The organism is Streptomyces verrucosisporus (assembly GCF_017114865.1).
In the GTDB taxonomy this organism is placed as follows: domain Bacteria; phylum Actinomycetota; class Actinomycetes; order Streptomycetales; family Streptomycetaceae; genus Streptomyces; species Streptomyces fenghuangensis.
This window is the reverse complement of the sequence record NZ_JADEYH010000005.1, coordinates 111,463-136,462: the sequence shown is the minus strand read 5'-3', so window position 1 is coordinate 136,462 and position 25,000 is coordinate 111,463. Positions and strand designations below refer to the sequence as shown.

Below are 25,000 nucleotides of genomic sequence, written 5' to 3'. Positions count from 1 at the left end.
AGGGGCCGCGGCGGTCAGAGCTCCAGCAGGCGGCCGCGCAGCCGCTCGCGCAGACCGGGGGTGAGGCCGAGCCCCTCGGAGAGGTAGGACTCCACCCCGCCCCAGGCGTCGTTGATGGCGTCGAACGCCGCGTGCAGATAGGCGGGGCGAACCTCGAAGAGGGGCGCCAGCAGCTCCCTGACCTCGGGCGACATCCCGCCGCCCGCGTCGGGGGAGCGGTGGATCCGGTAGCGGTGGTGCGGGGCGTTGGACTCCAGGTAGTCCGCCTCGATCGCGTCCTGCTCCACGTCCAGGGCCAGCAGCGTCACCGCGACCGACAGCCCGGCCCGGTCCTTGCCCGCCGCGCAGTGCATCAGGGCGGGCACGCTCTCCTCGGCCAGCTCCCGCAGCAGCCGGCCGTGCTCGGCGGTGCGCTGCCCGACCATCAGCCGGTAGGAGGCCACCATCCGGGCCTCGGCCTGCCCGTCGCCCAGCAGGGACCGCAGCAGGGCCAGGTCGCCCTCGCGCACCATCGTCCAGAACTCGGCGCCCTCGGCCGGGTCCGACAGCGGGATGTTCACGTTCCGCACGCCCGGCAGTGCCACGTCCGGGCCCTCCAGGGCCTGGTCGGCGGAGTTGCGGAAGTCGAAGACCGTGTGCAGACCGAGCCGGGACAGGAAGGCGGTGTCCTCCTCGGTGGCGTGTGCCAGGTGCCCGCTGCGGTAGAGCACGCCCTGGCGCACCCGTCTGCCGTCGGCGGTCGGCAGACCGCCGACCTCGCGGAAGTTGCGCACCCCCGTCAGCGCGGGTTCCACGGTCTCGGATGTCATGGGCACTCCTTGTTCCGGCCTCGCTCCGGCGGTCGGGACGGCGGCGTCGGCGCGCGGCCCGCCGCGCAGTCCCGCACCGGCCACTGAGACCCTACGGCATGGGGGCGCGGGCGGGCCGGGCCCGTACGGAGACGGGCCGCAAGCGTGGGGATCCGGTGCGGCAGTGGTGCCGGGACCGGTGTCGGCCCGGTGCCGGGAGACGAGGTGAGGGGTGTGGACGACGGACTGTTCCGGCTTCCGGCGGCCGAGGTGGCGCCGGGCGCGGTGCACCTGCCCGGCCACCTGGGGGAGGCCGCGCAGCGCGAGCTGCTGGACGCCTGCCGCGCCTGGGCCCGCCCACCCGCCGGGCTGCGCACCGTGCGCATGCCCGGCGGCGGGGAGATGTCGGTGCGCCAGGTCTGCCTGGGCCTGCACTGGTACCCGTACGGCTACGCCCGCACCGCGGCGGACGGCGACGGCGCGCCGGTCAAGCCCTTCCCGGCCCGGCTGGGGCGGTGGGCGCGGCGGGCGGTGGAGGAGGCGTACGGGCAGGGGCCGTGCACGGTCCCGTACGACATCGCGCTCGTGAACCTCTACGAGGGGAGGGCCCGTATGGGGATGCACCGTGACAGCGACGAGCGGTCCCGCGCCCCCGTGGTCTCGTTCAGCCTCGGCGACACCTGCGTCTTCCGGTTCGGGAATCCGGACGGCCGCGGCCGTCCGTGGACCGACGTCGAGCTGCGCAGCAGCGACGCCTTCGTGTTCGGCGGTCCCTCCAGGTACGCCTACCACGGCGTCCCGCGCGTCCGCCCGGGCACCGCGCCGCCCGGAACCGGACTGCGGGGGCGGGTCAACGTTACGGTCCGGGCGCGGTGACCCGCCCCTGGCGGGCGGCGGTCGCGATCGTGCCGCCCTTTCCCGCGGAGCGACGGTGCTCTCGCCCGCCGACGGCCGGTGAACCGGTGGAGCGGATCCGCCGGGCGGCCGGGCGTGCCGGATCCGGGTGCGCGGAGGGCGCAGAGGTCCCGTTCGGCCGGAGCCGCGGCGGGGAAGAGTCCTTGCCGACCCGCCGACCCGCCGACCCGCCGACACCGAGGAGCGAGAGCACGTGACCCTGCGAGCGGACACCACCCGGGCCCAGGACGGACTGCCCGTCGCCACCTACACTTGGTTCCCGGCGGAGGGAACGCCCCGCGCCCTGATGCGCATAGCGCACGGTGCGGCCGAACACGCCCTGCGCTACGACCGGTTCGCCCGCTTCCTGGCCGGGCACGGCTACGCGGTCGCCGCCTCCGACCACCGCGGCCACGGGGCCACCGCCGAACACACCGGCGGATACGGCGTGGTGGGGGAGAGCGGCTGGCGGGCCGTGGTGGAGGACCTCAGGGCGGTCGGCGACCGGCTGCGCGCGGAGCTGCCCGGTGTGCCCCACGTCCTGCTCGGGCACAGCATGGGCTCCCAGCTCGCCCGCGACTTCGCCCAGGAGTACGGCGGCGAGCTGGCCGGGCTCATCCTGTCGGGCACCTTCCGGTCGCTGCCCGGCGCGGAGCCGCAGGGGGCGGTGGAACGGCTGCGGGAGGAGGTCGACCGCGGCGGCCGCGCCGCGCCCTCGGACTTCGTGCCCGCCCTCTTCGGCTCCTTCAACGACCCCTACGAGCACCGCACCGGATTCGAGTGGCTCTCCCGCGACGAGGCGGAGGTCGACGTCTACGTCGCCGACGAGCGGTGCGGCTTTCCCTTCAGCGCCGGCCTGGCGCTGGACTGGGTGCTGGGGGTGCGCAAGACCAACGATCCGCGGCAGCTCGACCGCGTGCCGCGCGACCTGCCGGTGCACATCGCCGTCGGTGACCAGGACCCCTGCCACCAGGGCATGACGCTGGTGTACGAACTCCTGGAGGACTTCCGCTATCTGGGGCTGCGCGACCTGACCTGGCGGGCCTACGGGGGAGCCCGGCACGAGATCCTCAACGAGACCAACCGCGACGAGGTCCAGGCGGACCTGCTGGCCTGGCTCGACGACCGGGTGTGAGGTGGCGCGGAGGGCGGGACGCGGCGGTCCTCCGCGCCGCGCCCTCCGCGCCGTGCCGTCAGACCGCGGCGCGGGCGGTGAAGGCGGTGATCCGCTCCCGCAGCGAGTGCGGGTCCAGGCCGTGGGCCGCCAGGTGCTCGGCGGCCGTGCCGTAGCGGCGCAGCTCGGCCCGCGCCGTCCCCAGCCCGAGGATCCGGTGCGGGATGTCGGCCAGGGCCTCGGCGGCGGCGGCCGTGGAGGTGCCGGCCAGGTACGGCTCGACCAGGACGACCTCGGGGGCTCCCGGGCCGGCGGTGGCCGCCCGCAGCGCGGCCGCGTCGAAGGGGCGGACGGTGGTGGCGTACAGGACCGTCGCGTCCAGATCCCGTACGGCGGCGAGGACGGCGTCGAGCAGCGGGCCGACCGCGACGACCACCGGCGCCCCGGGACCGCCGCGCCGTACGGTGAGGAACCCCTCGCCGGTGACCGGCCGGGGGTGGGCGTTGGTCTGCGCCGACAGCCGGACGTACACCCGGTCGCCCCCCTCCCCGCTCCCGTCCGCGCCGCCCGGGCCTCCCGCGCAGGCGCGGCGCAGCAGCGTCTCGGCCTCGTCCGGATGGCCGGGGACGTGGACGGTCCAGCCGTCCAGGGTGTCCAGCAGCGCCACGTCGCCGGGCGCCATGTGGGTGAACCCGCCGGCCGGCCAGTCGTAGGACCCTCCGGCGCTCACCAGCACCCCGCCCGTCCCCTGGTGGCCGAAGTCCAGCTTCAGCTGCTCGAAGGGCCGCTCCACCAGGAAGGAGGCGAAGGTGTGCAGCACCGGGCGCATCCCGGCGAGGGCCAGTCCGCCGCCCGCCCCGACCAGCAGCTGCTCGCGGATGCCGACGTTGACCACCCGGTCCGGGTGGCGTTCGGCGGCGCGGCGGAAGCCGTCCGTGCCGATCTCGGCGAGGACGACCGCCAGACGCGGATCCTCGTCCAGCAGGCCGGAGACGACGGAGGCGAAGCGTTTGCGCATGGTGTCCATGTCCGGTTCTCTCCTCGTGCTTTCCGGGCCGGTCAGGCGTGCTTGGGTTCGACACGGGCGACCACGGCGTGCGGGCGTCCGGGGTGGGGGCGGGTGTACGCCGCGTACAGCGCCTCGTGGTCGCGGCCGTCGACGGTCAGTGCGGACCAGCCCGCGGCGGTGAAGCGGGAGGCGATGCCGTCGGGCAGGGGGTGGGAGGCGGAGGAGTTGTCGATCACCAGGGTGTGCAGTCGGTCGAGCCCCGCGGCGCCCGCGAAGTCGATGGCCTCGTGGTTGCTGCCCTCGTCCAGCTCGGCGTCCCCGACCAGCACCCACACCCGAGGCCCGGTCAGTTTCCGGGCGCGCAGCCCGAGGGCGGTCCCCACGGCCAGCGGCAGCCCGTGGCCGAGCGAGCCGCTGCCGATCTCCGCACCGGGGACCAGCGTGCGGTCCGGGTGGTGCCCCAGCGGCGAGTCGTAGGAGCCGAAGCCCGGCAGCCAGTCGGCCGGGAGGAAGCCCCGGGCGGCGAGCACGGCGTAGTACGCCATCGGGCCGTGCCCCTTGGACAGCAGGAAGCGGTCCCGGCCCGGGTCGCCGGGGCGGTCGGGGCGGACGCGCAGCACCCGGTCGTACAGCACCCACAGGGCGTCCAGGGTGGAGGTGGCGGCGGCGTCGTGCTTCTCGTCGCCGGTCATCAGGGACATCAGCGCCGGAAGGGAGTCGAATCCGGAGCTCGGCGGCGGTTCGGAACCGGGCGCGGGGCCGGAGGCGTGCGGTGGTGTCGCGATCGTCATGCCAAGAGGCTGCAACCTCAAGGCGACTTGAGGTCAAGCGGTATGCTCGCCGACATGACCGACCGAGACGGACGCCTCGCCATCGGGGAGCTGGCCGCCCGCTCCGGGCTCGCGCCCTCCGCCCTGCGCTACTACGAGGAGATGGGTCTGATCCGCTCCGAGCGGACCACGGGCAACCAGCGGCGCTATCCGCGCACCGCCCTGCGGCGGGTCGCCTTCGTGCGGGCCGCCCAGCGCGTCGGCCTGTCCCTGGAGGAGGCCCGTGCCGCGCTGGACCGGCTGCCCGTGGACCGGGCGCCCAGCGCCACCGAGTGGAACGCCGTGGCCCGCACCTGGCAGCGGCGGATCGACGCGCGGATCGGCGAACTGGAGCGGCTGAAGGAGCGGCTGACCGGGTGCATCGGCTGCGGCTGCCTCAGCCTGCGCAAGTGCGGCCTGTACAACCCGGAGGACGTCGCGGGCTCGGAGGGGCCCGGTGCCCGCTACCTTGAGGGGGACGCGCCGCCGGGGGGCTGAGGGGCGCGGACGGTGCGCGAGTGCCGCGTCCGCCGCGCGGGTCCCTCACGCACCGGCCCGGGTTTCCGCGCGCCGGTGCGCGGGCACTCGCGCGGCGCGAGAGACCCGGGAGGTTGACGATGGCCGACATCTCCGAGCTGGAACTGGACGCTCTGTGGGACGAGTTCCACGCCGTGGTGAACATGACGTCGAACGAACTGGAGGCATGGCTCAGGACGAGCGCCGCCGGGGAGCGGACCGAGGAACTGCCCGAGCAGGCGGGCTCCGAGCGGGGGCGGCAGGTGCTGGCGATCCTGCGCAAGCGCCGCACGGACCTCACCGACGGCGACGTCGCGGTGATGCGCGAGGTCGTCGACACCGTAGGCGCCGAACGCGAGCGGGTGCGCGTCGCCGAGGCGGTACGGGACTCGGACTGGCGCCACCGGATGATGTCGCTGGGTCACGACCCCGTCAGGGCGTCCTGACCGCGGCGCGGACCGGGCGCCGTGCCGTGTGTCCGGCCCGCACGCCACCCCACGTCACCCCGCGTCCGCACGTCACTGCCCGGCGGCCAGCGGCAGCGCCCGCGAGGACAGGCGCTCGGGCGGGCCGGGCCGGGCGTAGTACCAGCCCTGGGCGGAGTCGCAGCCCAGCTTCCGCAGCTGGTCGGCCTGGGCCGCGGTCTCCACGCCCTCGACGGTCACGGCCAGCTCCAGGGCGTGCGCCAGCGAGACGATGCCCTCGACGACCTTGAGGTCGACCGGGTCGGCCGGGTCCTGCTGGAGGCCCCGGGTGAAGGAGCGGTCCAGCTTCAGTGTGGTCGCGGGCAGCCTGCGCAGACTGGCCAGGTTCGAGTAGCCGGTGCCGAAGTCGTCCAGGGCGATCCGAACCCCCAGGTCGGCGAGCCGGCGTAAAGGCTTCAGCTCCGCGTCGTCGGCGCGGATCAGGGCGCTCTCGGTGACCTCCAGGCAGAGCGAGGCCGGGTCCAGCCCGGCCTCCTCCAGCACCGCCACGGTCTCGGAGACCAGCTCCGGATGATGCAGCTGCCGCGGCGAGAGGTTGACGTTCACCCGCAGCGGCCGGGTGCCGCCGATGCCGCGCACCTGCCACTCGCACGCCTGCCGCACCGCCTGCTCCAGCACCCAGCGGCCCAGCGGCACGATCAGCCCGGTGTGCTCGGCCAGCGGGATGAAGCGGTCCGGGCCCAGCACCCCGTGGAGCGGGTGCGCCCAGCGCACCAGGGCCTCGGCGCCCTCCACTCTGCCGTCCTCCATCCGCACCAGCGGCTGGTACTCGATGAAGAACTCCTCGCCTTCCAGGGCCGCGGGCAGATGGGTGGTCAGCATGTGGCGGCTGATGGTGCGGGCGTCGCGGTCGGGGTCGGCCAGCTCGTAGCGGTTGCCGCCCCTGGCCTTGGCCCGGTACATGGTGATGTCGGCACTGCGCAGCACCTCCGCCGGAGTCAGCTCCCCGACCGGACCCTCGACGACGCCGATGCTGGCGCGCACCGGCAGCTCCCGGCCGGCCAGCGGGATCGGGCTGGACAGCGCGTCCAGCGCCCGCCGGGCCAGGTCCGTCACCTCCGAGCGCGAGGCGGGATCGTTGACCAGGGCCACGAACTCGTCGCCGCCGATCCGCGCGACCATGTGGCGCGGGGAGGCCACACAGCTCTGCAGCCGCTCGGCCACGTTCACCAACAGCTGGTCGCCGACCGAGTGGCCCAGGCTGTCGTTGACCGTCTTGAAGCCGTCCAGGTCCAGATAGCACAGGCCGATCCGGGCGGTGCCGGAGCCGGGGGAGAGGACGTGCTCCAGCCGCTCGAAGAACAGGGTGCGGTTGGGCAGGTCGGTCAGCGCGTCGTGGGTGGCCTCGTAGCGCAGCCGCAGGTTCAGCAGGCGCCGCTCGGTGATGTCCTCCATCAGTGCCAGCATGTAGCGCGGCTCGCCGTCGGGTCCGCGCAGCAGCGAGACGGTCAGATTGGTCCATAGCACGGTGCCGTCGCTGCGCGTGTACGGTTTCTCCACGCGGTAGTGGTCGCGCTCGCCGCGCACCAGCTCGTCGTGGACCCGCCAGACTCCCGGTGCGTCGTCGGGGTGGACCCAGTCGGAGACGCGGCGGCTGCGCACATGCTGCTCCGAGCCGCCGAACATCTTCGCCAGCGCACTGTTGACGTCGAGGATCGTCCCGTCCATGTCGGCGATCCCGATGCCGACCGTGGCGCCCTCGAAGACCGCCCGGAAGCGGGTCTCGCTCTCGTGGAGGGCCTTCTCTGCGCTCTCCCGCGCCGAGAGCGCGGACCGGGCCAGCGCCTCCTGCTCGGAGCGGGTGCGCTCCTGCAGCGCGCGGGCGAACCCGGCGGAGACGGCGTGCTGCAGGCGGGCGCAGCGGGCCCGCCCGTCCTCGGTCGGCAGTACCGCCGGGTCGCTGCAGTACAGCAGCAGATAGGCGTCCACCACGCCGAGCACCTGCGGCAGCGCCTCGGGCGAGGTGCAGTGCGCCCCGACGAGCGCCGCCCCCACCTCGCGTCCCGGGGAGGGGTCGAAGGGGCGGGCGTGCAGAGCCTCGCCGAGGGTCCGCGTCAGGGGCAGGAGGTAGTCCTCGAACTCGGTGCGGGTCATGGAGGTGGCCGTGGCGGGGTAGACCGCGCGGCTCCAGATCCGGGCGAAGCGGCGGTATCCGTCGTGAGGGTCGCCGGAGGCCTCCGGTGCGAGGGGGCGTCCGGAGGCGGCGGGCCCCTGTGGAGTGGGGCTCACGCCTTGCGTCCCACTCCGCCGAAGCCGGTGAAGATCACGGGGTCCTCCTGGTCCACCGGTCCGTCCGGGCGCCAGTTCGGCATGGACACCAGACCGGGCTCGACCATCTCGAAGCCGTCGAAGAAGCGTTCCACCTCGGAGCGGGAGCGCATGATCAGGGGCGAGCCGATGTTGCGGTAGACGCCCTCCACCTGATCCCCCTGCTCGGGCCTGCGCGGGCCGCCCTCGACCGAGGCGTGGGTGAGGACCAGCAGGCTGCCGGGGGCGAGCGCGTCGCGCAGTCCGGCCACCTTCCCCCACGGGTCGTCGTCGTCCTCCAGGAAGTGCAGCAGAGCCACCAGCAGCAGCGCCACCGGGCGCTCCAGGTCGAGCAGCCGGCCCACCTCGGGGCTGCCGAGGACGTCCTCGGGCTTGCGGAAGTCGGCGGCGACGACGCCGGTGCGCTCCTCCTGGCCCTCCAGCACGGCCCGGCTGTGGGCGACGGCGACGGGGTCGTTGTCGACGTATACCACCCTCGCCCCGGGTGCGGCGGCCTGTGCGACCTCGTGGACGTTGCCGAAGGTCGGGATGCCGGAGCCGATGTCGAGGAACTGGGTGACGCCCTGCCGCGCGGCGAAGCGGACGGCCCGGCGCATGAACGCGCGGTTGGCCTGCATGATCTTCGGCAGCCCCGGGAACACCTCGATGGCCCGCCGGGCGGCCTCCCGGTCGGCCTCGAAGTTGTGCGACCCGCCCAGGTAGTAGTCGTAGATGCGGGAAACGCTCGGCACGGACAGGTCTATGTCCTGCGGAGCCCAGGCGGGACGCTCCATCAAAGTCTCCAACCGGTCGGTGAATATGACAGGGACTCCTGAGGCTACTGATCCCAGGCTGACAGGTACACGGATCCGGAACGCCGACGTTCCGGCACCGGCCCGCTACGTATAGCTTGCCCCGGTTCCTCCATCGGGATAATCGTGGCGGCCACCGGGTTTTCGCGGCCCCCGGCTCGGACACCCGGAACGGATGAGTACCACCGATCACGACGAACTCCCGTTCCCCGACTACGATCACCTCTCCGCGGGCGAGCTGGAGCACCGGATCCGGGCCCTGTCGCACGACGACCTGGAGCGGCTGCTCCGCTACGAGCGCGAACACGCCGGCCGCACCCATGTGATCGCGCTGCTGACGGCCCGTGCGCACCAGTTGGAGGAGGGCAGCCCGCGCTCCCCGGGCGGCGCCGAGCCGCCCTCGGGGCCGCAGGGCACACCCGGCGGATCACCCGTCAGCCCGGCGACCTCGCCGGAGCCGTACAACCCGCCCCCGCACGGCACCCCCGACCAGCGCGCCAAGCCGGTGGGCAACCGCTTCCGGTAGAGGCCGCCCGGCAGGCGAGGCCCCCGGGAGCCTGTCCCCGCTCCCGGGGGCCTTCGCCCGTGCCCGTGCCCGTCCTGTCCTCGTCCGTCCTGCTGTCCTCTTCCCTCCTGTCCGCGTCCGGCCGCCCTTCCGGAAGGGCGGCCGGACGCGGACAGGAGGGAGGCCGGAGCGGCCCGGGGCTCAGTACTCCTCGGCGCGGGTGGAGGGCAGCAGTTCGCGGATGTCCGGCGGCAGGACGTGGCCCACCTTGGTCATCAACTCGGGCGAGACCGCCGCGTCGAGCACCTCCAGCACCGCCGTGGCCTCCCGCACCGCGGTGTCCTCCGTCGCGCGGGCCCGCCAGGCCACCCGCCCGGCGAAGGTGGTCAGGTCGAACGGCTCGCCGTGGGTGCGGGCCTCCGCCCGCCGCTGCGGCGAGGCCTCGTGCCCGGCCACCACCCGGCGCAGCGACTCCGCGGCCTCCCCGGGCAGCTGGGCGGCCAGATGATCGGCCACGCCGTCCGGTATCCGCTCCGCCAGCGTCTCCAGCGTGGCCCGCAGGGCCCGCTCGGCCGTCTGCCGGTCCGGAAGGTCCGCGTGCGCCTGCACCTGGCCGGTGAGCTCCTCGTACCGCATGGTCGGCACCCCTCTCGGCGTCTGGTCGGGATCTCGTGGGAGGGCCCCGCCGCGGCCCCCTCGGATGCGGGTGACCCTGCCGGTGCGCATCGACACCTGCCGTTTCCGTGACCGACGGCCGGGAAGCCGTAACGGACCCGACGAATCGGAGGTGAGGAAGGTGCCCGAACGGAAGGAGCTTCCGTCGACCCTGGAGCGCTCCCCCGAGGAGGCGCAGCGCACCTGGATCAAGGCCCACGACTCCGCGGTGGAGGAGTACGGAGAGGGCCGGCGCGCACACCAGACCGCCTACAGCGCCCTGAAGCACAAGTTCGAGAAGGTGGGCGACCACTGGGAACGCAAGGAGGGCGGCCGCAAGGGGCCCTCCGACGAGCGGGCCGCCCGCCCGCGCGGCAGGGGCGGGCGCAGCGGTGAGGGCGTCGACGAGAACGCCAGCAAGGAGCACCTGTACTCCATCGCCCAGCGGCTGGACATAGGCGGACGCTCCCGGATGACCAAGGACGAGCTGCTGCGGGCCATCCGCAAGGCCAACCGCTCCAGGACCCGCGAGGCGCGCTCCTAGCCGGTCCCGGCCGGGACCCGGCCGGGTTCCGGCCCGGGCGGTACGGCCGGCGCCGTGCCGGGCGGGAGCACCCCGGCACGGCGCCGGCCGTACCGCCCGCCTCAGCCGACGTAGCGGCGGGCGGAGGAGCGGCGCTGCTCCTCCTCCAGCAGCCGCAGCCGCTCCTCGACCTCCGCCGGCACCGCCCGGCGCTCGCGCAGCACCCACGGCAGCCCCGCCAGTGCCCGGCCGAAGGCCCGCGCCGACGCCGCGTCGCGCGGCACCGTGCGCGCCAGCCGCCAGGTGCGGCGCAGCGCCGCGGGCAGCGGCCGGCGCAGCCAGCCGAACCACAGCGTGTTGCGCAGCCCGTCCTCCCGGCGCGCGGTCGCGTCCCGCACCGCCGAGGGCGCGTGGTGGACCGTCAGCTCCTCCGCGTAGGCCAGCCACCAGCCGCGCACCATCAGATCGGTGGCCAGCAGTTCCTCCTCGCCGCCCAGCCACAGCCGGGGCGAGAAACCGCCCGCCCTACGGAAGGCGTCGGTGCGCAGCACCGTGGCCGCGGCCAGGAACGAGCCCAGGGCCGGACCGGGCAGCCACCCGGGGCCGGACAGCGGGGAGCCGCGCAGTTCGGCGACGATCGGGTCCTCGGCCCCGCCGGGCTCCACCACGATGCGCGCGGTGACCGCCGCCAGGCGGGGGCGGGCGTCGAGCAGATCGGCGGCCTTGGCCAGCGAGCCCGGCTCCCACCATGAGTCGTCGTCGCAGAAGGCCACATACGGCGTGGTCACGCGCTCCACCGCGACATTGCGTCCCACCGCCCCCAGATTCCGCTCCGACCGCAGCAGCCGCACCCATGGATGGATGCGTGCGACGGTCTCGGCGGTGCCGTCCGCCGAGGCGTTGTCGACGACGAACACCGGCGGCCGCTCGGGCAGTTCGGCCAGCCGGCCCAGGGTGCGCAGCAGCTCCTCGCGGCGGTTGTGGGTGATCACCACGACCGAGACCCGGGAGCCGCCGTCCCCGCCGCCTCCGGTGGGCCCGGCGGCTTCGGCGGCTTCGGCGGTCCTGCCGGTTCCGGCGGTTCCGGGGTGCTCAGGGGCCACGGAGCTGTCCTTCCACACGGCGTGCGGCTTCCTCGGTGTACGGCGGCAGGGGCCTGCGGGCGCGCACCGCCGACGGCAGCCGGGCCAGCGCGCCGAGCAGGGCGCGGCGGGCCTCCGGGTCGCGGTGGGCCCGCGCGGCCAGCGCCCCGGTGCGGCGTGCGGCCAGCGGCAGCGGCCGGCGCAGCCAGGTGGTGAGCAGTCCGTTGCGCAGCATTTGGGAGCCGCGCCCGGAGCGCGGCGAGGGACCGGGGTGGTGGTGGGCGACGACCCCGGGGCAGTGGACGACCCCCCAGCCCCGGGCGGCCAGGTCGTAGGCGAGCAGGGTCTCCTCGGCGCCGAAGAACAGCAGCGGATGGAACCCCCCGGCGTCCAGGAACGCCGACCGCCGCACCACCGAGGCGCATGCCAGGAAACCCAGAACCTGCGGGCCGGGCAGATCCCGGGCCGTGCCCAGCGGGGAGTCGGCCAGCAGGTCGTTCAGGGGATCGGGGGCCTCCTCGGGGCCAACCAGGGTGCGAGCGGCGATCAGCCCCAGCCGCGGATGGGCGTCGAGCAGATCGGCGGCCCCGGCCAGCGAGCCCGGCTCCCACCAGGAGTCGTCGTCGCTGAAGGCCACGTACGGGGTCCGCATCGCCGCCACGCCCAGGTTGCGGGCGATCGCCCCGCGGTTCTCGGGCAGCGGCATCAGCGCCACCTGGGGGAAGAGGGACGCGACCATGGTGCGGGTGTGGTCGGCCGAGGCGTTGTCAACCACCAGCACCGGCGGGCGCTCGGGCAGTGAGGTCAGCGCACGCAGCGTGCGCGCGAGGCTGTCGGCGCGGTCGCGGGTGGCGATGACCACGCCTATCGGTGAGCCGTTCAAGCGGTACGCACCTCCGGCAGCAGGGACAGCGCCTCCAGAACCTCCTCCGGCCGGATGCGCAGCAGCAGGGGGTCGGGACGGCGGCCGTGCGGGTCGCCGGGCGGGCCCGGGTGCCACAGCACCCGGTGACGCTCCAGCGGCGGCGGACCCCACAGCGCGGGCGGCACCGGCCCGAACAGGGTCACCGACGCGGTTCCGTGGGCCACTGCCAGATGGGCCACACCGGTGTCGCCGCTCACCACGGCCGAGGCGCCCGCGACCAGCGCCGACAGCCGCTCCAGCGGCGGCTCGCCGTGGACGTCGGCATCGGGCAGACCGGCCGACTTGGCCAGCCGCGCCAGCAGGTCGTGCTCGTGGGCGCCGCCGGTGACCACCACCCGGCGCCCGGAGCGCCGCAGCCCGGCGGCGACCTCCGCGTACCGCTCGACGGGCCAGCAGCGTGCCGGGGAGCCCGCGCCGGGGTGGAGCAGTACCGCCCCCGGAGCGGGACAGGCCGCGGCGGGCGGCGGCAGCCGCAGGTCGGCGGGGTCGGCCGGGACGCCGTACCAGGCCAGCAGGCGGCACCAGCGGTCGCGTTCGTGCTCCCCGGCGTACCACCGGGGGCCGTCGCCGGCGGCGAAGGCCAGCAGGCGGCCGGGGTCCAGCGCACGCAGCGCCCGCACGCTCTCCGGCCCCCCGCCGTGCAGATCGACGGCGACCTGGGGCGGCGGCCCGTGCCAGCCGGTGATCCGGGGCACTGCCCGGCCCGGCGCGGAGGCGGGCAGCAGGGTGTCCACGGCGCCGCTCGCGCGGACGAGAGGAGCCAGCTCCGCGGGGGCGGCGAGTACGGTCTCGTGGCCGGGGAACGCCCGGCGCAGCGCCCGCAGCGCGGGCACCCCGGCCAGCAGGTCGCCCAGGCCCAGCGCACGCAGCGCCAGCAGCCGGGGCCGGTGGGGGGCGCCCGCGGAACCGTTCACGGGGGCGTCCGGCCGGCCGCTCACCGAGCCCCGTTCCGGGACACGGACACCGCCGCGCGCTCGGCGATACGGCTGCTGGAGCGGCCGTCGAGGTACGGCAGCAGCACCGCCTGCCCGCCCCAGCCCTCCACCAGTGCGGCCTCGGGCAGATCGGCCAGCGCGTAGTCGCCGCCCTTGACCCACACGTCCGGGCGCAGCCGCTCCAGCAGCTCCTCGGGGGTGTCCTCGTCGAAGACCGCCACCGCGTCCACGCACTCCAGGGCGCGCAGCACCCGGACGCGGTCGGCCAGTGGGTTGATGGGCCGGCCCGGCCCCTTGCGGCGGCGCACCGAGGCGTCCGAGTTCAGGCAGACCACCAGGCAGTCGCCGGTGCGGCGGGCCGCCTGGAGCAGTCCGACGTGGCCGGCGTGCAGCAGGTCGAAGCAGCCGCCGGTGGCCACCACCGTGCCGCCCGCCGCCCGGACCCGGGCCACCAGGTGCTCCGCGTCCTCGCCGCGGGCGGCCGAGGGGGGCCGGGGTGCGGCCCGGTCGGGGAAGGCCAGCGCCGCCGCGCCCCCGGCCGCCACATAGCCGGTGGCGGCCGCCACCGCGCCGCGTACGGCGGTCTCCGGCAGCGCGCCGTCGGCCAGCAGCCCGGCCGCGGCGGCGGCGAACTGGTCGCCGGCTCCGCAGGAGTCGCCGCTGTGCCGCGCGGGCGCGGGCACCAGCAGCGGATGGTCGCCGTAGGACAGCAGCGCGCCGCGGTCGCCGAGGGTGATGGCCACCGAGGCCGCGCCCCAGGCCTCGGCCAGCGCCCGGGCGTGGTGGGCCGCCGCGTGCAGACTCTCCGACTCGCCGGACGGCTTCGCCGGCCTCACGGGCCCTGCCGCCCGCGCGGTCTTCGGGGGCCGCGAAGCCCTGCCTGCCTTCGCCGGGGCCGCGTCGGCCACCGGGCCGGACGGACCCCCGGGAACGCCGGGACCCCCCTCCAGCCGTCCGGCGAACAACCGGGCCTCCGCCGCCGTCGGGGTCACCAGACGGGTGCCCGGGACCGGCTCGCGGCCGCGCGGATGCGGGTCCCACACCAGCGGCACCCGGACGGCCCGCTTTGCCAGCAGCCCGCGTACGGCGTCCGCCGTGCCCCGGCCGTAGTCGGAGACCAGTAGGGCCGGGGCCGAGGCGATCGCCTCGCGGACCTCCTCGGGCACGGTCCCGCCCCCGCCGGGGCCCCCGCCGAAGAGGGCCCGGCCGTCGCCCCGGTCCATCCGGACCACCGGGCGGCCGCCGGCCAGCACCCTGGTCTTCTCCGACAGGGCGCCGTCCAGGGGCAGTGCGGCCACCGACACCCAGGGAGCCAGCAGTTCGCGCAGCCGCGCGCTCGCCGGGTCCTCCCCCAGGGCGGTCACCAGGGTGACCGGGCGGCCGCCGAGCGCCGCCACATAGGCTGCCAGGGCGGCGCCGCCCGGGCGCAGCCGCTCCTCGCAGTCCTCCAGCACCGGCACCGGCGCGTCCGGGGCCAGGCGGTCCGCGCGGCCGACCAGATCGCGGTCGAGCAGGGCGTCGCCGACCACGACCAGCGGTGCGGCGCCGCCGCCCGGCGCGGTGGAGGCGCCGGGCACCGCGCCGTACAGCGAACCGGGCAGCGGCTCGGACGCCGGATCGGACATCGGCTCGGGTGCCGGCTCGGGCATCGGGTCAGGCGTCGGCGGCATCGTCGGCGCTCCCCCCTTCCAGGACGCCCTCCAGGGCGGCGTCGAACGCGGCGCACACCATGTGCACCGTCACCAGGTGGAGTTCCTGCACCGTCGCGGTGGAGCCCGCCCGTACGCACAGCGACTCGTCGCTGCCCGCGGCCAGCGGGTTGGGTGCGGGCCCGGTCAGCGCCCACACCGACATCCCCGCCCCGCGCCCGGCCTCGGCGGCCGACAGCAGGTTGGCGCTGGCGCCGCTGGTCGACAGCAGCATCAGCACATCGCCCCCGCGCCCGTGCGCCCGCACCTGCCGGGCGAACACCTCGTCCACCCCGTAGTCGTTGGCGATCGCGGTGGTGGAGGAGGTGTCGGCGTGCAGGGCGATGGCGGAGAAGGGCGGGCGGTCGTCGCGGTAGCGGCCCACCAGCTCGGCCGTCAGATGCTGGGCCTGGGCGGCGCTGCCGCCGTTCCCGGCCGCCAGCAGCCGTCCGCCGCCCGCCAGCACCCGCGCCAGGCGCTCGCCCCAGCTCTGGGCGGTGCCGGCCTGGTCGCGGAAGGGTGCCAGCGCGTGCAGCAGCTCGTCGCAGTGGCCGGCGACCGGCCCCGTCGCCGGGGCGGGGGCCGGAGCCGGTGCCGCCCGGACGCGGCGGACCTTCGCGCCGTTCCCGGCGGCGGACTTGGCCGCGGTCCCGGTGGCGGCCTTGGCGGCGGCCCTGGAGCCGTTCTTCGCGGTGGTCCTGGGTGTCGTCATCGGGTCGCCCCCGTCGGAACACGGTGGCGCGCGACCACCTGGGCGTACACCTGCTCGGCGCCGTCGGCGACCCGCTCCCAGGAGAAGCGGGCCAGGACGCGCCCACGACCGGCCTCGCCGTAGCGGCGCAGCAGCCCGGGGGAGCCGGTCAGCTCGTTGACGGCGCGGGCGAGCGCGCCGGGATCGTCCGGCGGCACCAGCCGCCCGGTGACCCGGTCGGCGACCGAGTCCAGATGGCCGCCGACGCCGGTGGCCACGATCGGCACCCCGCAGGCCATGGCCTCCAGCGGGACGATGCCGAACGGCTCGTAGCGCGGCGTGGACAGCACCAGGTCGGCGCCGCGGATCAGCTCGGGCATCCGCTCGTGCGGCACCGCGCCCAGCAGCCGCACCCGGTCCGCCACCCCCAGCCGGCCGGCCAGCCGCCGCAGCCGCACCGCCTCGGGGTCGGTCTCCAGCAGCGCGGGTTCGGGGCCGCCGGCGATCAGCAGCTCCGCGCCGGGGACCTGGGCCAGCGCCGCGATGGCCTGGTCGAAGCCCTTGCGCGGCACCAGGCGGCCGATCGCCAGCAGCCGGTGCGGGCCGTCGCGGCGGGCACCTCGCACGGCAAGGCCGGCCGGGCCGAACTCCAGGGTGTCCACACCGCACGGCACCACCGACGTCCGCTCCGGCGGCACGCCCATCGCGGTCAGCTCGAACACCTCGTCGGCGCAGGTCGCCAGGACACGGGCGCACTCGCGGCCGATCCGCCGCTCCACCTCGATCCGCTCGGGCGGGCTGGTGTCGTCCGCGCCCTGGTGGCGCCGCTTGACGGTGCCCAGCGCGTGGAAGGTCTGCACGACCGGGACGCCCCGGCCCTTCGCGCCGAGCAGCGCGGCCGTGCCCGACATCCAGAAGTGCGCGTGCGCCACGTCCGGCCGCCGCGCCTCCCAGCGGCGCGCCAGATGGTCGCCGAAGGCGGTCATGTGCGGCAGCAGCTCGTCCTTGGGCACCGGCCGAGGCGGCCCGGCCGGTACGTGCTCGACGATCACCCCCGGCGCCAGAGGCACCCGGTCGGGTGGCTCGGGGGAGTCCCGGCGGGTGTGGACGGTGACCTGGTGGCCGCGCCGCGCCAGCTCCTTGGACAACTGCGCGACGTACACGTTCTGGCCCCCGGAGTCGGGTCCGCCGAGCGCGGCGAGTGGACTCGCGTGCTCGGACACCATGGCGATCCTCATCGGGCCACCTCCTTGATCAGCCGCTCCCAGTCGTCCAGGAAGCGCGGCAGCCCGTAGCGGGCCAGTGCCGCCGTACGCGCCTGCTCGCCGACGTGGCGCGCGTACGCCGGGTCGGCGAGGAGACCGCGGACGGCGTCGGTCAGGACGTCGAGCCGGTTGGAGAGCACTCCGGCCCCCTCGGGCACGGCCGCGGACGCCTCGGTGGTGTCCAGCGCGACCACGGGCATGCCCAGGTGCATGGCCTCCAGCAGCGACAGGCCGAGCGAGGTCCAGCGGACCGGGTGCACGTACACCCGCCGCCGGGCCATGGCCAGGTGCAGCTCGCGCTGGGGGAGTTCGTGGGAGCGGCAGCGCTCCTCGGGGACGCCGAGCCGCTCGGCCAGCCCCCTCGTCCGCATGCCGAAGACGTCCAGCGGCGCGGCCTGCGCGAAACGCGGCAGCAGGTCGGTGCCGGTGGTGCGGCCGCGGCGCAGCGGCTCGTTGACCACCACCGCCGCCCGCTCCAGATCGCCGGTGTACAGCGGCCCCGGGTCCACGATGCCGTGTTCGACGACGGCGATGGGGGAGGGGCCGCAGTCCCAGAACAGCCGGTTGAAGTGGGTGACGTGGACGATCGGCAGGCCCGTCTGCCCGGCCATCGGGTGGCGGGTGTCGGGCACGTTCCCGTCCGGCGCGTTGTGCTCCAGGTAGACGGCCGGCACGTCGCGGCCCGGCAGCCGGCCGCCCAGCCACTGCTCGGCCAGGCCGAGCTCGTGGGGGCGCTGGAGCACCACCAGGTCGACGTCCGCCTCCCGCAGTTCCTCGGGGGGCAGTTCCACCACGCTGTCCGGCCAGTCGAAGGTGACGGCGCGGCCGAGTCCGTCGGGGCCCCGGTCTGGGGTGACGGGTACGAGGTAGGTGTGCGGGCCCTGGACGAACGCGGTGGTCCAGGAACCGTGCACATGCCACAGCAGGATCCTCATACGGCGCCCTCCCGGCCCGTGCTCTCCCGGTCGCCCCCGGCGGCTGTGCCCTGCCTACCGCCTTCGGCGGCTGTGCTCTGCCTACCGCCTTCGGCGGCTGTGCTCTGCCTACCGCCTTCGGCGGCTGTGCTCTGCCTACCGCCTTCGGCGGCGGCCTTCTCCACGGCCGTGACCACGTCCTGGGGCGTCACGCGGTCCAGACAGGGGTGCCCGGGGACGGGGCAGACACGGGCCCTGGTACCGGCGCAGGCGGCCTGCTGGTCGCCCAGCAGTACCAGGGGGACCCGGAAGGGGGCCCAGCGCTCGGCCGGGACGACCGGCGAGAACAGCGATACCACCGGCGCGCCCACGGCGGCGGCCAGGTGGGCCGGGCCGGTGTTCCCGGTGACCACGGCCGCCGCGCCCGCCAGCACTCCGGCCAGCTCGGCGGGCGAGGTGCGCCCTCCCAGGTCCAGCCCCGCGCGGCCGGCCACGTACGAGGTCAGCTCGCGCTCCTCGGGCACACCGGTGACCACCACCCGGTGCCCGGCCTCGGCCAGGGCTTCGACGGCCTCGGCCGACAGCCCCGGGCTCCAGCGGCGGGCTGGCACGCTCGCGCCCGGGTGCAGTACGACATAGCCCGGCGGCCCGGCCAGCTCCTCCGCCCCGGGCGGAGGCAGCACCCGCAGCCGCCCGTCGTCGCCCCCGGGCAGGGGGAAGCCGGCCGTCTCGGCCAGCGCCAGCGCGGCCTCGGCCTCGTGCGCGTGCTCGTCGCGCCGGTGGCGGACGTCCAGCAGCGAGCCGGGGTAGTGGACGCTGTCGGCGGCGATCCGGGAGATTCCCGCCATCCGCAGCACCAGGGCGGTGGGCAGGGGGCTCTGGTGGGCCGAGGCCAGGACCAGGGCGGTGTCGCAGCGCTGCCCGGCGATCAGCTCCACGGCCTCCTCGACGCCGTCCCGCGCGGTGGGGGGCGGGTCGAGGCCCACCCAGGGGGCGTCCCAGACGAGGACCTCGTCCACCCCGGGCAGCATCCGCCCGGCGGGCGCGCCGCGCGGGCCGCACAGCAGCGTCACACGGTCGGCGCGCGCGGCCACGGCCCGCACCGCCGGGCCTGCCAGCAGCACGTCCCCGAAGCTGTCCAGACGTGCGACGAGTGCTCTCATGACGGCCTCCGGACGGTGGCGGTACGGGCGGCTGCGCGGGCGGACGTACGGGCGGCTGTGCGGGAGGCCGTGCGGGCCGCGGCGCGGGAGGTCGCCGGGGTCCGGGCGGCCCGGTCGGCGGGTGCGAACTCCCGCACGGGAGCGCGGCCGTCCCCGGCCCGCCCGCCGGCGGGGCCCGGCCACGGCCCGTCCAGCGCGGCGCGCACCGCCGTGAGCAGGTCGGGGGCGACCGCGGGCGCCTCCCGCACCTCCTCCGCAAGGGTCACGGGGGTGGGGACGAGGATGGCGCGGGCGCCTGCGGCACGCGCGGCTTCCACGTCGGAGCCGATGTCCCCGATCACCACGCACTCGGCGGGGGCCGCGCCCAGCCGCCGGGCCGAGTCCAGCAGCAGGGCGGGGGCGGGCTTGCGGCAGGCGCAGCCGTCGTCCGGGCCGTGCGGGCAGACGGCCCAGGCGTGGAAGGGGCCCAGCAGTTCGTCGATCCGGGCGTGCACCCGGCCCATGTCGTCCCAGCCGATCAGGCCGCGCGCGATGCCGGACTGGTTGGTGACCACCGCGGCCGGCACACCGCGGGAGCGCAGCAGCGCCATCGCCTCGGCGGCGCCCGGCATCGGGCGCACCAGATCCGGGTCGCCGTTGTAGGGGACGTCCTCCACGAGGGTCCCGTCCCGGTCGAGCAGCACCGCGCGCACCGCCGTCATGCCGTGCCTCCCCCGGCACGGTCCCCGCCGCCGTGTCCGCCGCCCGGGCCCGCCTCCCAGGGGGCGGCGGCGCGGTGGCGCAGCGTCCCGGCCAGCCGGTGGTACACCGCCAGCGGCGGTATGAGCGCGCTGGTCGCCAGCATGGTCGTGACCTCCTCGCGGGTGCGGGGCCCGGGCGTGATCCGGGCGCGGGCGAACTCGGCCGTGCCCAGCAGCCACCCCGTCCCGGCCAGGGCCGCGGCCCACCGCCGTCCCGCCGCGGCCGAGACGAGCGCCGCGAGGCCTGCGGCCGTGACCGCCGCGTGGCGCCGGATGCGGCCCCGGGGGGCCGCGGCCCGCCGCCACCAGGCGGGGCCGTGCAGCCGCAGCATCAGCGCGTCGTCGGCGTTGCCGCGCTGCATGCGCAGCGACACCCAGCGGCCGGCGGGCCGCACCGGATGCGTGGTCAGCCGGTTGCCGCGCCGGATGCGCCAGCCGTCGTCCAGCACCCGCAGCGCCAGGTCGGCGTCCTCGCGGAAGGCACGCGGGAAGCGCTCGTCGAAGCCGCCGACCGCCTTGAGCGCCTCGGTGCGGTAGGCCATGTCGGCCGTGGCCCACTGGGCGCGGGCCAGCCCGGCGGTGTTGCGCTCCCAGTCGGTGGGGCGCCGACCGGTGGGCAGCGGCACGTCCAGCACCCCCTGCACCCCGGCGACGGTGGGGTCGGCCTCGCCCAGGTCGCGGGCCAGGGCCTCGCGCCAGCGGGCGCCGACGCGCACGTCGTCGTCGAGGAAGGCCACCCAGGGGGCGGTGACCAGCTGCCAGCCGATGTTGCGGGCGCCGGCCGGGCCCCGGCCGCCGGTCTGCACCACGGTGGCGCGCTCGCGCAGCGGGCCCAGTGAGTGCAGCGGCAGGCCCTCGCGGAGCGGCTCGGGCTGCGGCCGGTCGTCCACGATCACGATCTCGCGCGGCTCGGGTCCGGACGACCCGCCCAGCGACGCCAGGCAGTCGGCCAGGCAGGGGCGGCCGACGGTGGGTATGACCACCGAGTAGTCGACGGCGGCCCGGTGCGGGGCGCTCACGCGAAGAACCTTCCGCGGCGGACCGCGAACGGTCCGATGGCCAGCAGGTCCACGGGTGAGGAGCCGAAGCACTCCAGCGCGTCACGCGGGGAGTCCACCATCGGGCGCCCGGCGGTGTTGAGGCTGGTGTTGACCACCACCGGCAGCCCGGTGCGGCGCTCGAAGGCCGCCAGCATCCGCGCCACCAGCGGCTCGTCGCCCGGGTTCACCGTCTGGATGCGGGCGGTGCCGTCCACGTGCACCACCGCGGGGATGCGGCTGCGCCACTGCCTGGCCACGTCGTGCACGAACAGCATGTACGGGCTGGGCAGCGGCCCGTCGAAGATCTCCGCGGCGCGCTCCTCGGTGACCATGGGCGCCACGGGGCGGAACTCCTCGCGGCCCTTCACCCGGTTGAGCCGGTCCAGGTTCTCGGCCCGGCCCGGGTGGGCCAGCAGCGAGCGGTGCCCCAGGGCGCGCGGCCCGTACTCGGCGCGACCCTGGAACCAGGCCACGATCCCGTCGCCGGCCAGTGTCCCGGCGACGGTCTCGGCGATGTCGGCGGGCCGCTCGTATGGGACGGCCGCGTCCTTGAGGAAGTCCTCGATCTCCTGCTCCGACCAGCCGCGGCCCAGGTCGGCGCCGGGCATCGGCGGCGGGGACTCGTCGTGTGCGGCGGCCAGGTGCAGGGCCGCGCCCAGCGCGGTGCCCGCGTCGCCGGCCGCGGGCTGCACCCACACCCGCTCGAAGGGGCCCTCGGCGGCCAGCCGGGAGTTGGCCACGCAGTTCAGCGCCACCCCGCCGGCCAGGGTCAGCTCCCGGCCGCCGCCCTCGGCGTGCAGCCAGCTCGCCAGGTCCAGCAGCGTCTCCTCCAGCACGGCCTGGGCGCTGGCGGCCAGGTCGGCGTGGTCCTGGTTCCAATCGGCGCCCGCCTCGCGGGCCGGGGCCAGCGCCGCCCACTCCACCCCGTGGGCGGCGAAGCCGCCCCTGCCGTCGCTGTGCACCCACTGCCGCAGCTGGGGCAGGAAGCGCGGCTTGCCGTAGGAGGCCAGCGCCATGACCTTGTACTCGTCGCTGGAGCGCAGGAAGCCCAGGTGCTCGGTCAGCTCCTCGTAGACCAGGCCGAGCGAGTGCGGCAGCCTCTGCGTGGCCAGCACCTCCAGCAGGTCGCCGTGGTAGCGGCCGGACAGATGGGAGGCGCACTCGCCGCGCCCGTCGAGGACCAGTACAGCGCTGTCGCGGTGCGGCCCGGCGATCCCGGCGGACGCGGCGTGCGCCATGTGGTGCGGCACGAAGCGGACGGCGGAGGGGTCCAGGCCCGGCAGCGCCTCGGCCAGGAAGGACGGGGCGCGGCGGGCGTACTCCTGGCGCAGGTGGTCCCAGGGGTCTTTCAGGCCCAGCGACTCGGCCGGCGCCGACAGGGCGGGGTCGAAGGAGTAGGCGACCGCGTCCAGGTCGGCGGGGGTGAGACCGGCCTGCCGCAGGCACCAGGCCGCCGACAGCTCCGGCATCTCCCAGGCGGAGAACGGCACCGGCCGCTTGCCGTGCTTGCGCCGGCTGAACCGCTCCTCCTCCGCCGCCGCGACGGTGCGGCCGTCGATCACCAGTGCCGCCGCCGGGTCGTGGAAGACGGCGTTGATGCCGAGGATGCGCATGAAGGGTGCCTCCGTGGTGTCGGTCCCGGTGTGCCCAGGTGCGTCCGGGACTCCCGGGGATGCCGTGGCGTCCGTGGTTACCTTCGGAGGTGATGCCAAACGCCGCGGGTCGACTCTGTACGGGGGAACTGACTCCAACGGGTGACGGTAAGAGCGCCCGTGAGGGCGGGCCGCGCCCGGCTCCGGCGCGGGGCCTGATCCGGGTGCCGGCCCGGGCGGCGGCTCAGGCGGCGGCCCGGCGGGCGAACCAGTCGATGGTCCGCTCCAGCCCCTCCTGCCAGCCCACGCGCGGCGCCCAGCCCAGCTTCTCCCTGGCCAGGGAGGTGTCCGGGCAGCGCCGGGCGGGATCGTCACCGGGCCGCTCGACGAAGGTGATCGGCGAGGCCGAGCCGGTGAGCTTGACGATCCGGCGGGCGATGTCCAGGACGGTGGTCTCCTCCTCGCCGCCGATGTTGACGGGCCCCGGCAGATCGCTCCCGGCGAGCGCGACGATCCCCGCCACGGTGTCGTCGACGTAGCACAGCGAACGGGTCTGGCCGCCGTCCCCGGCCACCGTCAGCGGTTCGCCGGCCAGGGCCTGCCTGATGAACGTCGGCACGGCGCGGCCGTCCCCGGCGCGCATCCGGGGACCGTAGGAGTTGAAGATCCGCACGATCGCGGTGTCCGTGCCGCGCGCCCGGCGGTGGGCGGTGACCAGCGCCTCGGCGTACCGCTTGGCCTCGTCGTAGACGCTGCGCGGGCCGACGGGGTTGACGTTCCCCCAGTACTCCTCGCGCTGGGGGTGCTCGCGCGGGTCGCCGTAGACCTCGGAGGTGGAGGCCAGCACCATCCGCGCGCCGTCGCGCCCGGCCAGTTCCAGGGCGTTGCGGGTGCCGCTGCTGCCCGTCTCCAGGGTCTCCAGCGGCAGCCGCAGGTAATCCGCGGGCGAGGCGGGGCAGGCCAGGTGGAGGACCAGGTCGAAGGGGCCGCCGGGCAGATCCGCCAGGGCGCCCGGCGCGCAGGCGTCGCGCCGTACGAAGGCGAAGCCGTCCCGGCCGAGCAGATGCGCGAGGTTGCCCTCGGAGCCCGACAGCAGGTTGTCCACGGCCGTCACCGCCAGACCGTCGGCCAGCAGGCGTTCGCACAGGTGCGAACCCACGAACCCGGCACCGCCCGTCACCACGGCCCGCCGCCGGTCACGTTCACCCATCATCGGCAACCTCTTCCTCTCGTTCCCCTCGTTCCCCGTTTTCGTTCCCCGGAGCCGGTGTAAGGGGGCGGTCCGCTGCGCACTCGGAGACCATGAGCGAAACGCACCCGGATCCGGACCCCAGGCGGTCGCCCGGCCTCGAGAGCGGCGGCGGAGTGCCGCCGGGCGAGACGCCGCCCGGCGAGAGCAGCACGCCCGCGGGCGCCCCGGACCAGAACGCCAACACGCCCAGCGGCTGGGGACCGGTGCCACTGACGCTGCTGCTGGTCCTGGCCGTGGTCGTCGCGGGGTTCTTCATCGCCTACGCAGTGGCGCTGTGACCCCGAGTCCCCGGATGGCGACACCGAAAACACCGGGAACACCCGAAGCACCCGGAGCGACCGGAACAGCCGAAACAACCGCGGCAGCCGGGAGGGCCGGGGCCGCGGGAGCGCCCAGAGCACTGCTCACCGGCTGGTTCTCCTTCCTGCACGGGGAGGCCACGGCCGGCGACGTACTGGCACTGGAGCGCGTCCGGGAGGTGCTGGACCGCTCCGGCACACCCCACGACACCGCCTGGAGCCCGGGCTTCCGGCCGGAAGGACCGCACCTGGAGGACGCGGACCCGGCGCGGTACACCCATGTGGTCTTCGTCTGCGGTCCGCTGCACGGGCCGCAGGTCGCACAGCTCCACGAGCGCTACCCGGACTGCGTGCGCGTGGCCGTGGGCGTGTCGGTCGTCGACCCCGGCGATCCCGCCGTACGCGGCTTCCACCACGTGCTGCCGCGCGACGCCGACGGGGCGCGGCCCACCGCGGACCTGGCCGCCGCCGCGCCCGAGGCGCCCGCCGCCCCGGTGGCAGGCGTGATCCTCACCCGGGGGCAGGGGGAGTACGGCGGACGCCGCCGCCACGAGGAGGTCGCCGCTCTGGTGACCGGATGGCTGGCGCGGACCGACTGCGCCCGGGTGGAGCTGGACACCCGCCTGGCGGACGGCGACTGGCGGCTGTGCGCCACCCCCGCCCAGCTCCAGTCCGTACTGGCCCGGCTCGACGTGGTGGTCACCGACCGGCTGCACGGCCTGGTGCTCGCCCTGCGCGCCGGGGTCCCGGCCCTGGCCGTCGACCCGGTGGCCGGAGGCGCGAAGGTGACCGCCCAGGCGCGGGTGCACCGCTGGCCGGCCCTGGTCCCGGCCGAGCGGCTGACCGGGCTGGAGCTGGACCGCTGGTGGCGGTGGTGCCTGACGGAGGGCAGGGCCGCCGCCCGGCGCCGGCGGCAGGCCTTCCGCCGCGCCCCCGACCGGAACCAGGGCGAGGCGCTGGCACGGCTCCTGCGGCCGGAGCGGCCGGAGCCCGGCACCGCGCCCGCGCCGCCCGGCACCGGGCGCGTACGGCGGTAGCCCGCGGCGGCCGGGTGGGCG

At 76.0% G+C, this 25,000-nt stretch carries 26 protein-coding genes; 8 read left to right on the top strand and 18 right to left on the bottom strand.

Translation table 11 applies throughout. The features are described from left to right. Positions 1-14 precede the first annotated feature (14 nt). Positions 15-809, bottom strand: a complete 795-nt coding sequence (locus IQ279_RS09060; protein WP_206347836.1) for a tyrosine-protein phosphatase — start codon at positions 807-809, stop codon at positions 15-17. A 213-nt stretch (positions 810-1,022) separates the two neighbouring features. On the opposite strand from IQ279_RS09060, the gene IQ279_RS09055 reads away from it, so the two are divergent. Together IQ279_RS09055 and IQ279_RS09050 are read left to right on the top strand one after the other, a co-directional pair. Continuing rightward, complete coding sequence (locus IQ279_RS09055; protein WP_206347835.1) at positions 1,023-1,664, top strand: alpha-ketoglutarate-dependent dioxygenase AlkB family protein; 642 nt, start codon at positions 1,023-1,025, stop codon at positions 1,662-1,664. Positions 1,665-1,896: 232 nt separating this feature from the next. Continuing rightward, positions 1,897-2,817 (top strand): alpha/beta fold hydrolase, encoded by a 921-nt coding sequence (locus IQ279_RS09050; RefSeq protein ID WP_372445105.1) that lies wholly within the window; start codon positions 1,897-1,899, stop codon positions 2,815-2,817. Positions 2,818-2,875: 58 nt separating this feature from the next. Here the strand turns inward: IQ279_RS09050 and IQ279_RS09045 are convergent, their stop codons facing one another. Then, positions 2,876-3,823, bottom strand: coding sequence for a transketolase family protein (locus IQ279_RS09045; RefSeq protein ID WP_206347834.1), 948 nt, complete (start codon positions 3,821-3,823; stop codon positions 2,876-2,878). 32 nt (positions 3,824-3,855) lie between these two features. Further along, the gene (locus tag IQ279_RS09040) at positions 3,856-4,596 is read right to left on the bottom strand and encodes a thiamine pyrophosphate-binding protein (protein ID WP_206347833.1); all 741 of its coding nucleotides are present in this window, start codon (positions 4,594-4,596) and stop codon (positions 3,856-3,858) included. 54 nt (positions 4,597-4,650) lie between these two features. Between IQ279_RS09040 and soxR the strand changes: the two genes are divergently transcribed. Together soxR and IQ279_RS09030 are read left to right on the top strand one after the other, a co-directional pair. Further along, on the top strand, positions 4,651-5,112 hold the full coding sequence (gene soxR / locus IQ279_RS09035) for a redox-sensitive transcriptional activator SoxR (RefSeq protein WP_206347832.1): 462 nt from the start codon (positions 4,651-4,653) through the stop codon (positions 5,110-5,112). A gap of 119 nt (positions 5,113-5,231) precedes the next feature. After that, complete coding sequence (locus tag IQ279_RS09030) at positions 5,232-5,576, top strand: DUF3140 domain-containing protein (RefSeq protein WP_206347831.1); 345 nt, start codon at positions 5,232-5,234, stop codon at positions 5,574-5,576. 72 nt (positions 5,577-5,648) lie between these two features. Here the strand turns inward: IQ279_RS09030 and IQ279_RS09025 are convergent, their stop codons facing one another. Continuing rightward, positions 5,649-7,844 (bottom strand): putative bifunctional diguanylate cyclase/phosphodiesterase, encoded by a 2,196-nt coding sequence (locus IQ279_RS09025; RefSeq protein ID WP_307792276.1) that lies wholly within the window; start codon positions 7,842-7,844, stop codon positions 5,649-5,651. Next, positions 7,841-8,656, bottom strand: a complete 816-nt coding sequence (locus IQ279_RS09020; RefSeq protein WP_206347830.1) for an SAM-dependent methyltransferase — start codon at positions 8,654-8,656, stop codon at positions 7,841-7,843. The genes IQ279_RS09025 and IQ279_RS09020 overlap by 4 nt, the downstream gene beginning before the upstream one ends. Before the next feature lie 193 nt (positions 8,657-8,849). On the opposite strand from IQ279_RS09020, the gene IQ279_RS09015 reads away from it, so the two are divergent. Then, a complete protein-coding gene (locus IQ279_RS09015; RefSeq protein WP_206347829.1) occupies positions 8,850-9,200 on the top strand; it encodes a DUF8129 domain-containing protein in 351 nt (116 codons plus the stop codon). Positions 9,201-9,380: 180 nt separating this feature from the next. On the opposite strand, the gene IQ279_RS09010 is transcribed toward IQ279_RS09015, so the two are convergent. Then, positions 9,381-9,815, bottom strand: coding sequence for a DUF2267 domain-containing protein (locus IQ279_RS09010; RefSeq protein WP_206347828.1), 435 nt, complete (start codon positions 9,813-9,815; stop codon positions 9,381-9,383). 160 nt (positions 9,816-9,975) lie between these two features. On the opposite strand from IQ279_RS09010, the gene IQ279_RS09005 reads away from it, so the two are divergent. Beyond that, on the top strand, positions 9,976-10,377 hold the full coding sequence (locus IQ279_RS09005; protein ID WP_206347827.1) for a ChaB family protein: 402 nt from the start codon (positions 9,976-9,978) through the stop codon (positions 10,375-10,377). Between the two features lie 101 nt (positions 10,378-10,478). Here the strand turns inward: IQ279_RS09005 and IQ279_RS09000 are convergent, their stop codons facing one another. The 12 genes from IQ279_RS09000 to IQ279_RS08945 all read right to left on the bottom strand — a co-directional run bounded on the left by IQ279_RS09000 (position 10,479) and on the right by IQ279_RS08945 (position 23,601). Beyond that, positions 10,479-11,351, bottom strand: coding sequence for a glycosyltransferase family 2 protein (locus tag IQ279_RS09000; protein ID WP_307792279.1), 873 nt, complete (start codon positions 11,349-11,351; stop codon positions 10,479-10,481). Between the two features lie 97 nt (positions 11,352-11,448). Then, the gene (locus IQ279_RS08995; RefSeq protein ID WP_206347825.1) at positions 11,449-12,321 is read right to left on the bottom strand and encodes a glycosyltransferase family 2 protein; all 873 of its coding nucleotides are present in this window, start codon (positions 12,319-12,321) and stop codon (positions 11,449-11,451) included. Further along, a complete protein-coding gene (locus IQ279_RS08990) occupies positions 12,318-13,277 on the bottom strand; it encodes a glycosyltransferase family 9 protein (RefSeq protein ID WP_206347824.1) in 960 nt (319 codons plus the stop codon). Before IQ279_RS08990 ends, IQ279_RS08995 begins: the two co-directional genes overlap by 4 nt. Positions 13,278-13,297: 20 nt before the next feature. Continuing rightward, positions 13,298-14,968, bottom strand: coding sequence for a D-glycero-beta-D-manno-heptose 1-phosphate adenylyltransferase (gene rfaE2 / locus IQ279_RS08985; protein ID WP_241027825.1), 1,671 nt, complete (start codon positions 14,966-14,968; stop codon positions 13,298-13,300). Beyond that, positions 14,952-15,698: a D-sedoheptulose-7-phosphate isomerase gene (locus tag IQ279_RS08980; RefSeq protein ID WP_206347823.1), complete on the bottom strand. Its 747-nt coding sequence runs from the start codon at positions 15,696-15,698 to the stop codon at positions 14,952-14,954. The genes rfaE2 and IQ279_RS08980 overlap by 17 nt, the downstream gene beginning before the upstream one ends. Continuing rightward, the gene (locus IQ279_RS08975; protein WP_206347822.1) at positions 15,695-16,915 is read right to left on the bottom strand and encodes a glycosyltransferase; all 1,221 of its coding nucleotides are present in this window, start codon (positions 16,913-16,915) and stop codon (positions 15,695-15,697) included. Before IQ279_RS08975 ends, IQ279_RS08980 begins: the two co-directional genes overlap by 4 nt. Continuing rightward, positions 16,912-17,877, bottom strand: coding sequence for a glycosyltransferase (locus tag IQ279_RS08970; RefSeq protein ID WP_206347821.1), 966 nt, complete (start codon positions 17,875-17,877; stop codon positions 16,912-16,914). The genes IQ279_RS08975 and IQ279_RS08970 overlap by 4 nt, the downstream gene beginning before the upstream one ends. Continuing rightward, a complete protein-coding gene (locus tag IQ279_RS08965) occupies positions 17,874-19,019 on the bottom strand; it encodes a glycosyltransferase family 9 protein (RefSeq protein WP_206347820.1) in 1,146 nt (381 codons plus the stop codon). The genes IQ279_RS08970 and IQ279_RS08965 overlap by 4 nt, the downstream gene beginning before the upstream one ends. Next, on the bottom strand, positions 19,016-19,720 hold the full coding sequence (locus IQ279_RS08960; protein WP_206347819.1) for a D-glycero-alpha-D-manno-heptose-1,7-bisphosphate 7-phosphatase: 705 nt from the start codon (positions 19,718-19,720) through the stop codon (positions 19,016-19,018). The genes IQ279_RS08965 and IQ279_RS08960 overlap by 4 nt, the downstream gene beginning before the upstream one ends. Then, on the bottom strand, positions 19,717-20,778 hold the full coding sequence (locus tag IQ279_RS08955; protein ID WP_206347818.1) for a glycosyltransferase family 2 protein: 1,062 nt from the start codon (positions 20,776-20,778) through the stop codon (positions 19,717-19,719). The genes IQ279_RS08960 and IQ279_RS08955 overlap by 4 nt, the downstream gene beginning before the upstream one ends. After that, on the bottom strand, positions 20,775-22,412 hold the full coding sequence (locus IQ279_RS08950) for a carbamoyltransferase family protein (protein WP_206347817.1): 1,638 nt from the start codon (positions 22,410-22,412) through the stop codon (positions 20,775-20,777). Before IQ279_RS08950 ends, IQ279_RS08955 begins: the two co-directional genes overlap by 4 nt. Before the next feature lie 223 nt (positions 22,413-22,635). Beyond that, entirely contained in the window at positions 22,636-23,601 is a 966-nt protein-coding gene (locus IQ279_RS08945) for an NAD-dependent epimerase/dehydratase family protein (RefSeq protein ID WP_206347925.1), read from the bottom strand. Between the two features lie 92 nt (positions 23,602-23,693). Here IQ279_RS08945 and IQ279_RS08940 point away from each other — a divergent pair, with 92 nt between their 5' ends. Then, positions 23,694-23,921, top strand: a complete 228-nt coding sequence (locus tag IQ279_RS08940) for a DUF6480 family protein (RefSeq protein WP_206347816.1) — start codon at positions 23,694-23,696, stop codon at positions 23,919-23,921. A 14-nt stretch (positions 23,922-23,935) separates the two neighbouring features. Beyond that, positions 23,936-24,979 carry a polysaccharide pyruvyl transferase family protein gene (locus IQ279_RS08935; protein WP_206347815.1) on the top strand — a complete coding sequence of 348 codons (1,044 nt, stop codon included), beginning with the start codon at positions 23,936-23,938 and terminating at the stop codon, positions 24,977-24,979. Positions 24,980-25,000: the final 21 nt, after the last annotated feature.

Excerpts from the sequence above, each read along its gene's own strand:
- IQ279_RS09060 (WP_206347836.1), bottom strand. The coding sequence starts at position 809 with ATGACATCCGAGACCGTGGAACCCGCGCTGACGGGGGTGCGCAACTTC.
- IQ279_RS09045 (WP_206347834.1), bottom strand. The coding sequence starts at position 3,823 with ATGGACACCATGCGCAAACGCTTCGCCTCCGTCGTCTCCGGCCTGCTG.
- IQ279_RS09040 (WP_206347833.1), bottom strand. The coding sequence starts at position 4,596 with ATGACGATCGCGACACCACCGCACGCCTCCGGCCCCGCGCCCGGTTCC.
- soxR (WP_206347832.1), top strand. The coding sequence starts at position 4,651 with ATGACCGACCGAGACGGACGCCTCGCCATCGGGGAGCTGGCCGCCCGC.
- IQ279_RS09030 (WP_206347831.1), top strand. The coding sequence starts at position 5,232 with ATGGCCGACATCTCCGAGCTGGAACTGGACGCTCTGTGGGACGAGTTC.
- IQ279_RS09020 (WP_206347830.1), bottom strand. The coding sequence starts at position 8,656 with ATGGAGCGTCCCGCCTGGGCTCCGCAGGACATAGACCTGTCCGTGCCG.
- IQ279_RS09015 (WP_206347829.1), top strand. The coding sequence starts at position 8,850 with ATGAGTACCACCGATCACGACGAACTCCCGTTCCCCGACTACGATCAC.
- IQ279_RS09010 (WP_206347828.1), bottom strand. The coding sequence starts at position 9,815 with ATGCGGTACGAGGAGCTCACCGGCCAGGTGCAGGCGCACGCGGACCTT.
- rfaE2 (WP_241027825.1), bottom strand. The coding sequence starts at position 14,968 with ATGCCGCCGACGCCTGACCCGATGCCCGAGCCGGCACCCGAGCCGATG.
- IQ279_RS08980 (WP_206347823.1), bottom strand. The coding sequence starts at position 15,698 with ATGACGACACCCAGGACCACCGCGAAGAACGGCTCCAGGGCCGCCGCC.
- IQ279_RS08975 (WP_206347822.1), bottom strand. The coding sequence starts at position 16,915 with ATGAGGATCGCCATGGTGTCCGAGCACGCGAGTCCACTCGCCGCGCTC.
- IQ279_RS08970 (WP_206347821.1), bottom strand. The coding sequence starts at position 17,877 with ATGAGGATCCTGCTGTGGCATGTGCACGGTTCCTGGACCACCGCGTTC.
- IQ279_RS08965 (WP_206347820.1), bottom strand. The coding sequence starts at position 19,019 with ATGAGAGCACTCGTCGCACGTCTGGACAGCTTCGGGGACGTGCTGCTG.
- IQ279_RS08960 (WP_206347819.1), bottom strand. The coding sequence starts at position 19,720 with ATGACGGCGGTGCGCGCGGTGCTGCTCGACCGGGACGGGACCCTCGTG.
- IQ279_RS08950 (WP_206347817.1), bottom strand. The coding sequence starts at position 22,412 with ATGCGCATCCTCGGCATCAACGCCGTCTTCCACGACCCGGCGGCGGCA.
- IQ279_RS08945 (WP_206347925.1), bottom strand. The coding sequence starts at position 23,601 with ATGGGTGAACGTGACCGGCGGCGGGCCGTGGTGACGGGCGGTGCCGGG.
- IQ279_RS08940 (WP_206347816.1), top strand. The coding sequence starts at position 23,694 with ATGAGCGAAACGCACCCGGATCCGGACCCCAGGCGGTCGCCCGGCCTC.
- IQ279_RS08935 (WP_206347815.1), top strand. The coding sequence starts at position 23,936 with ATGGCGACACCGAAAACACCGGGAACACCCGAAGCACCCGGAGCGACC.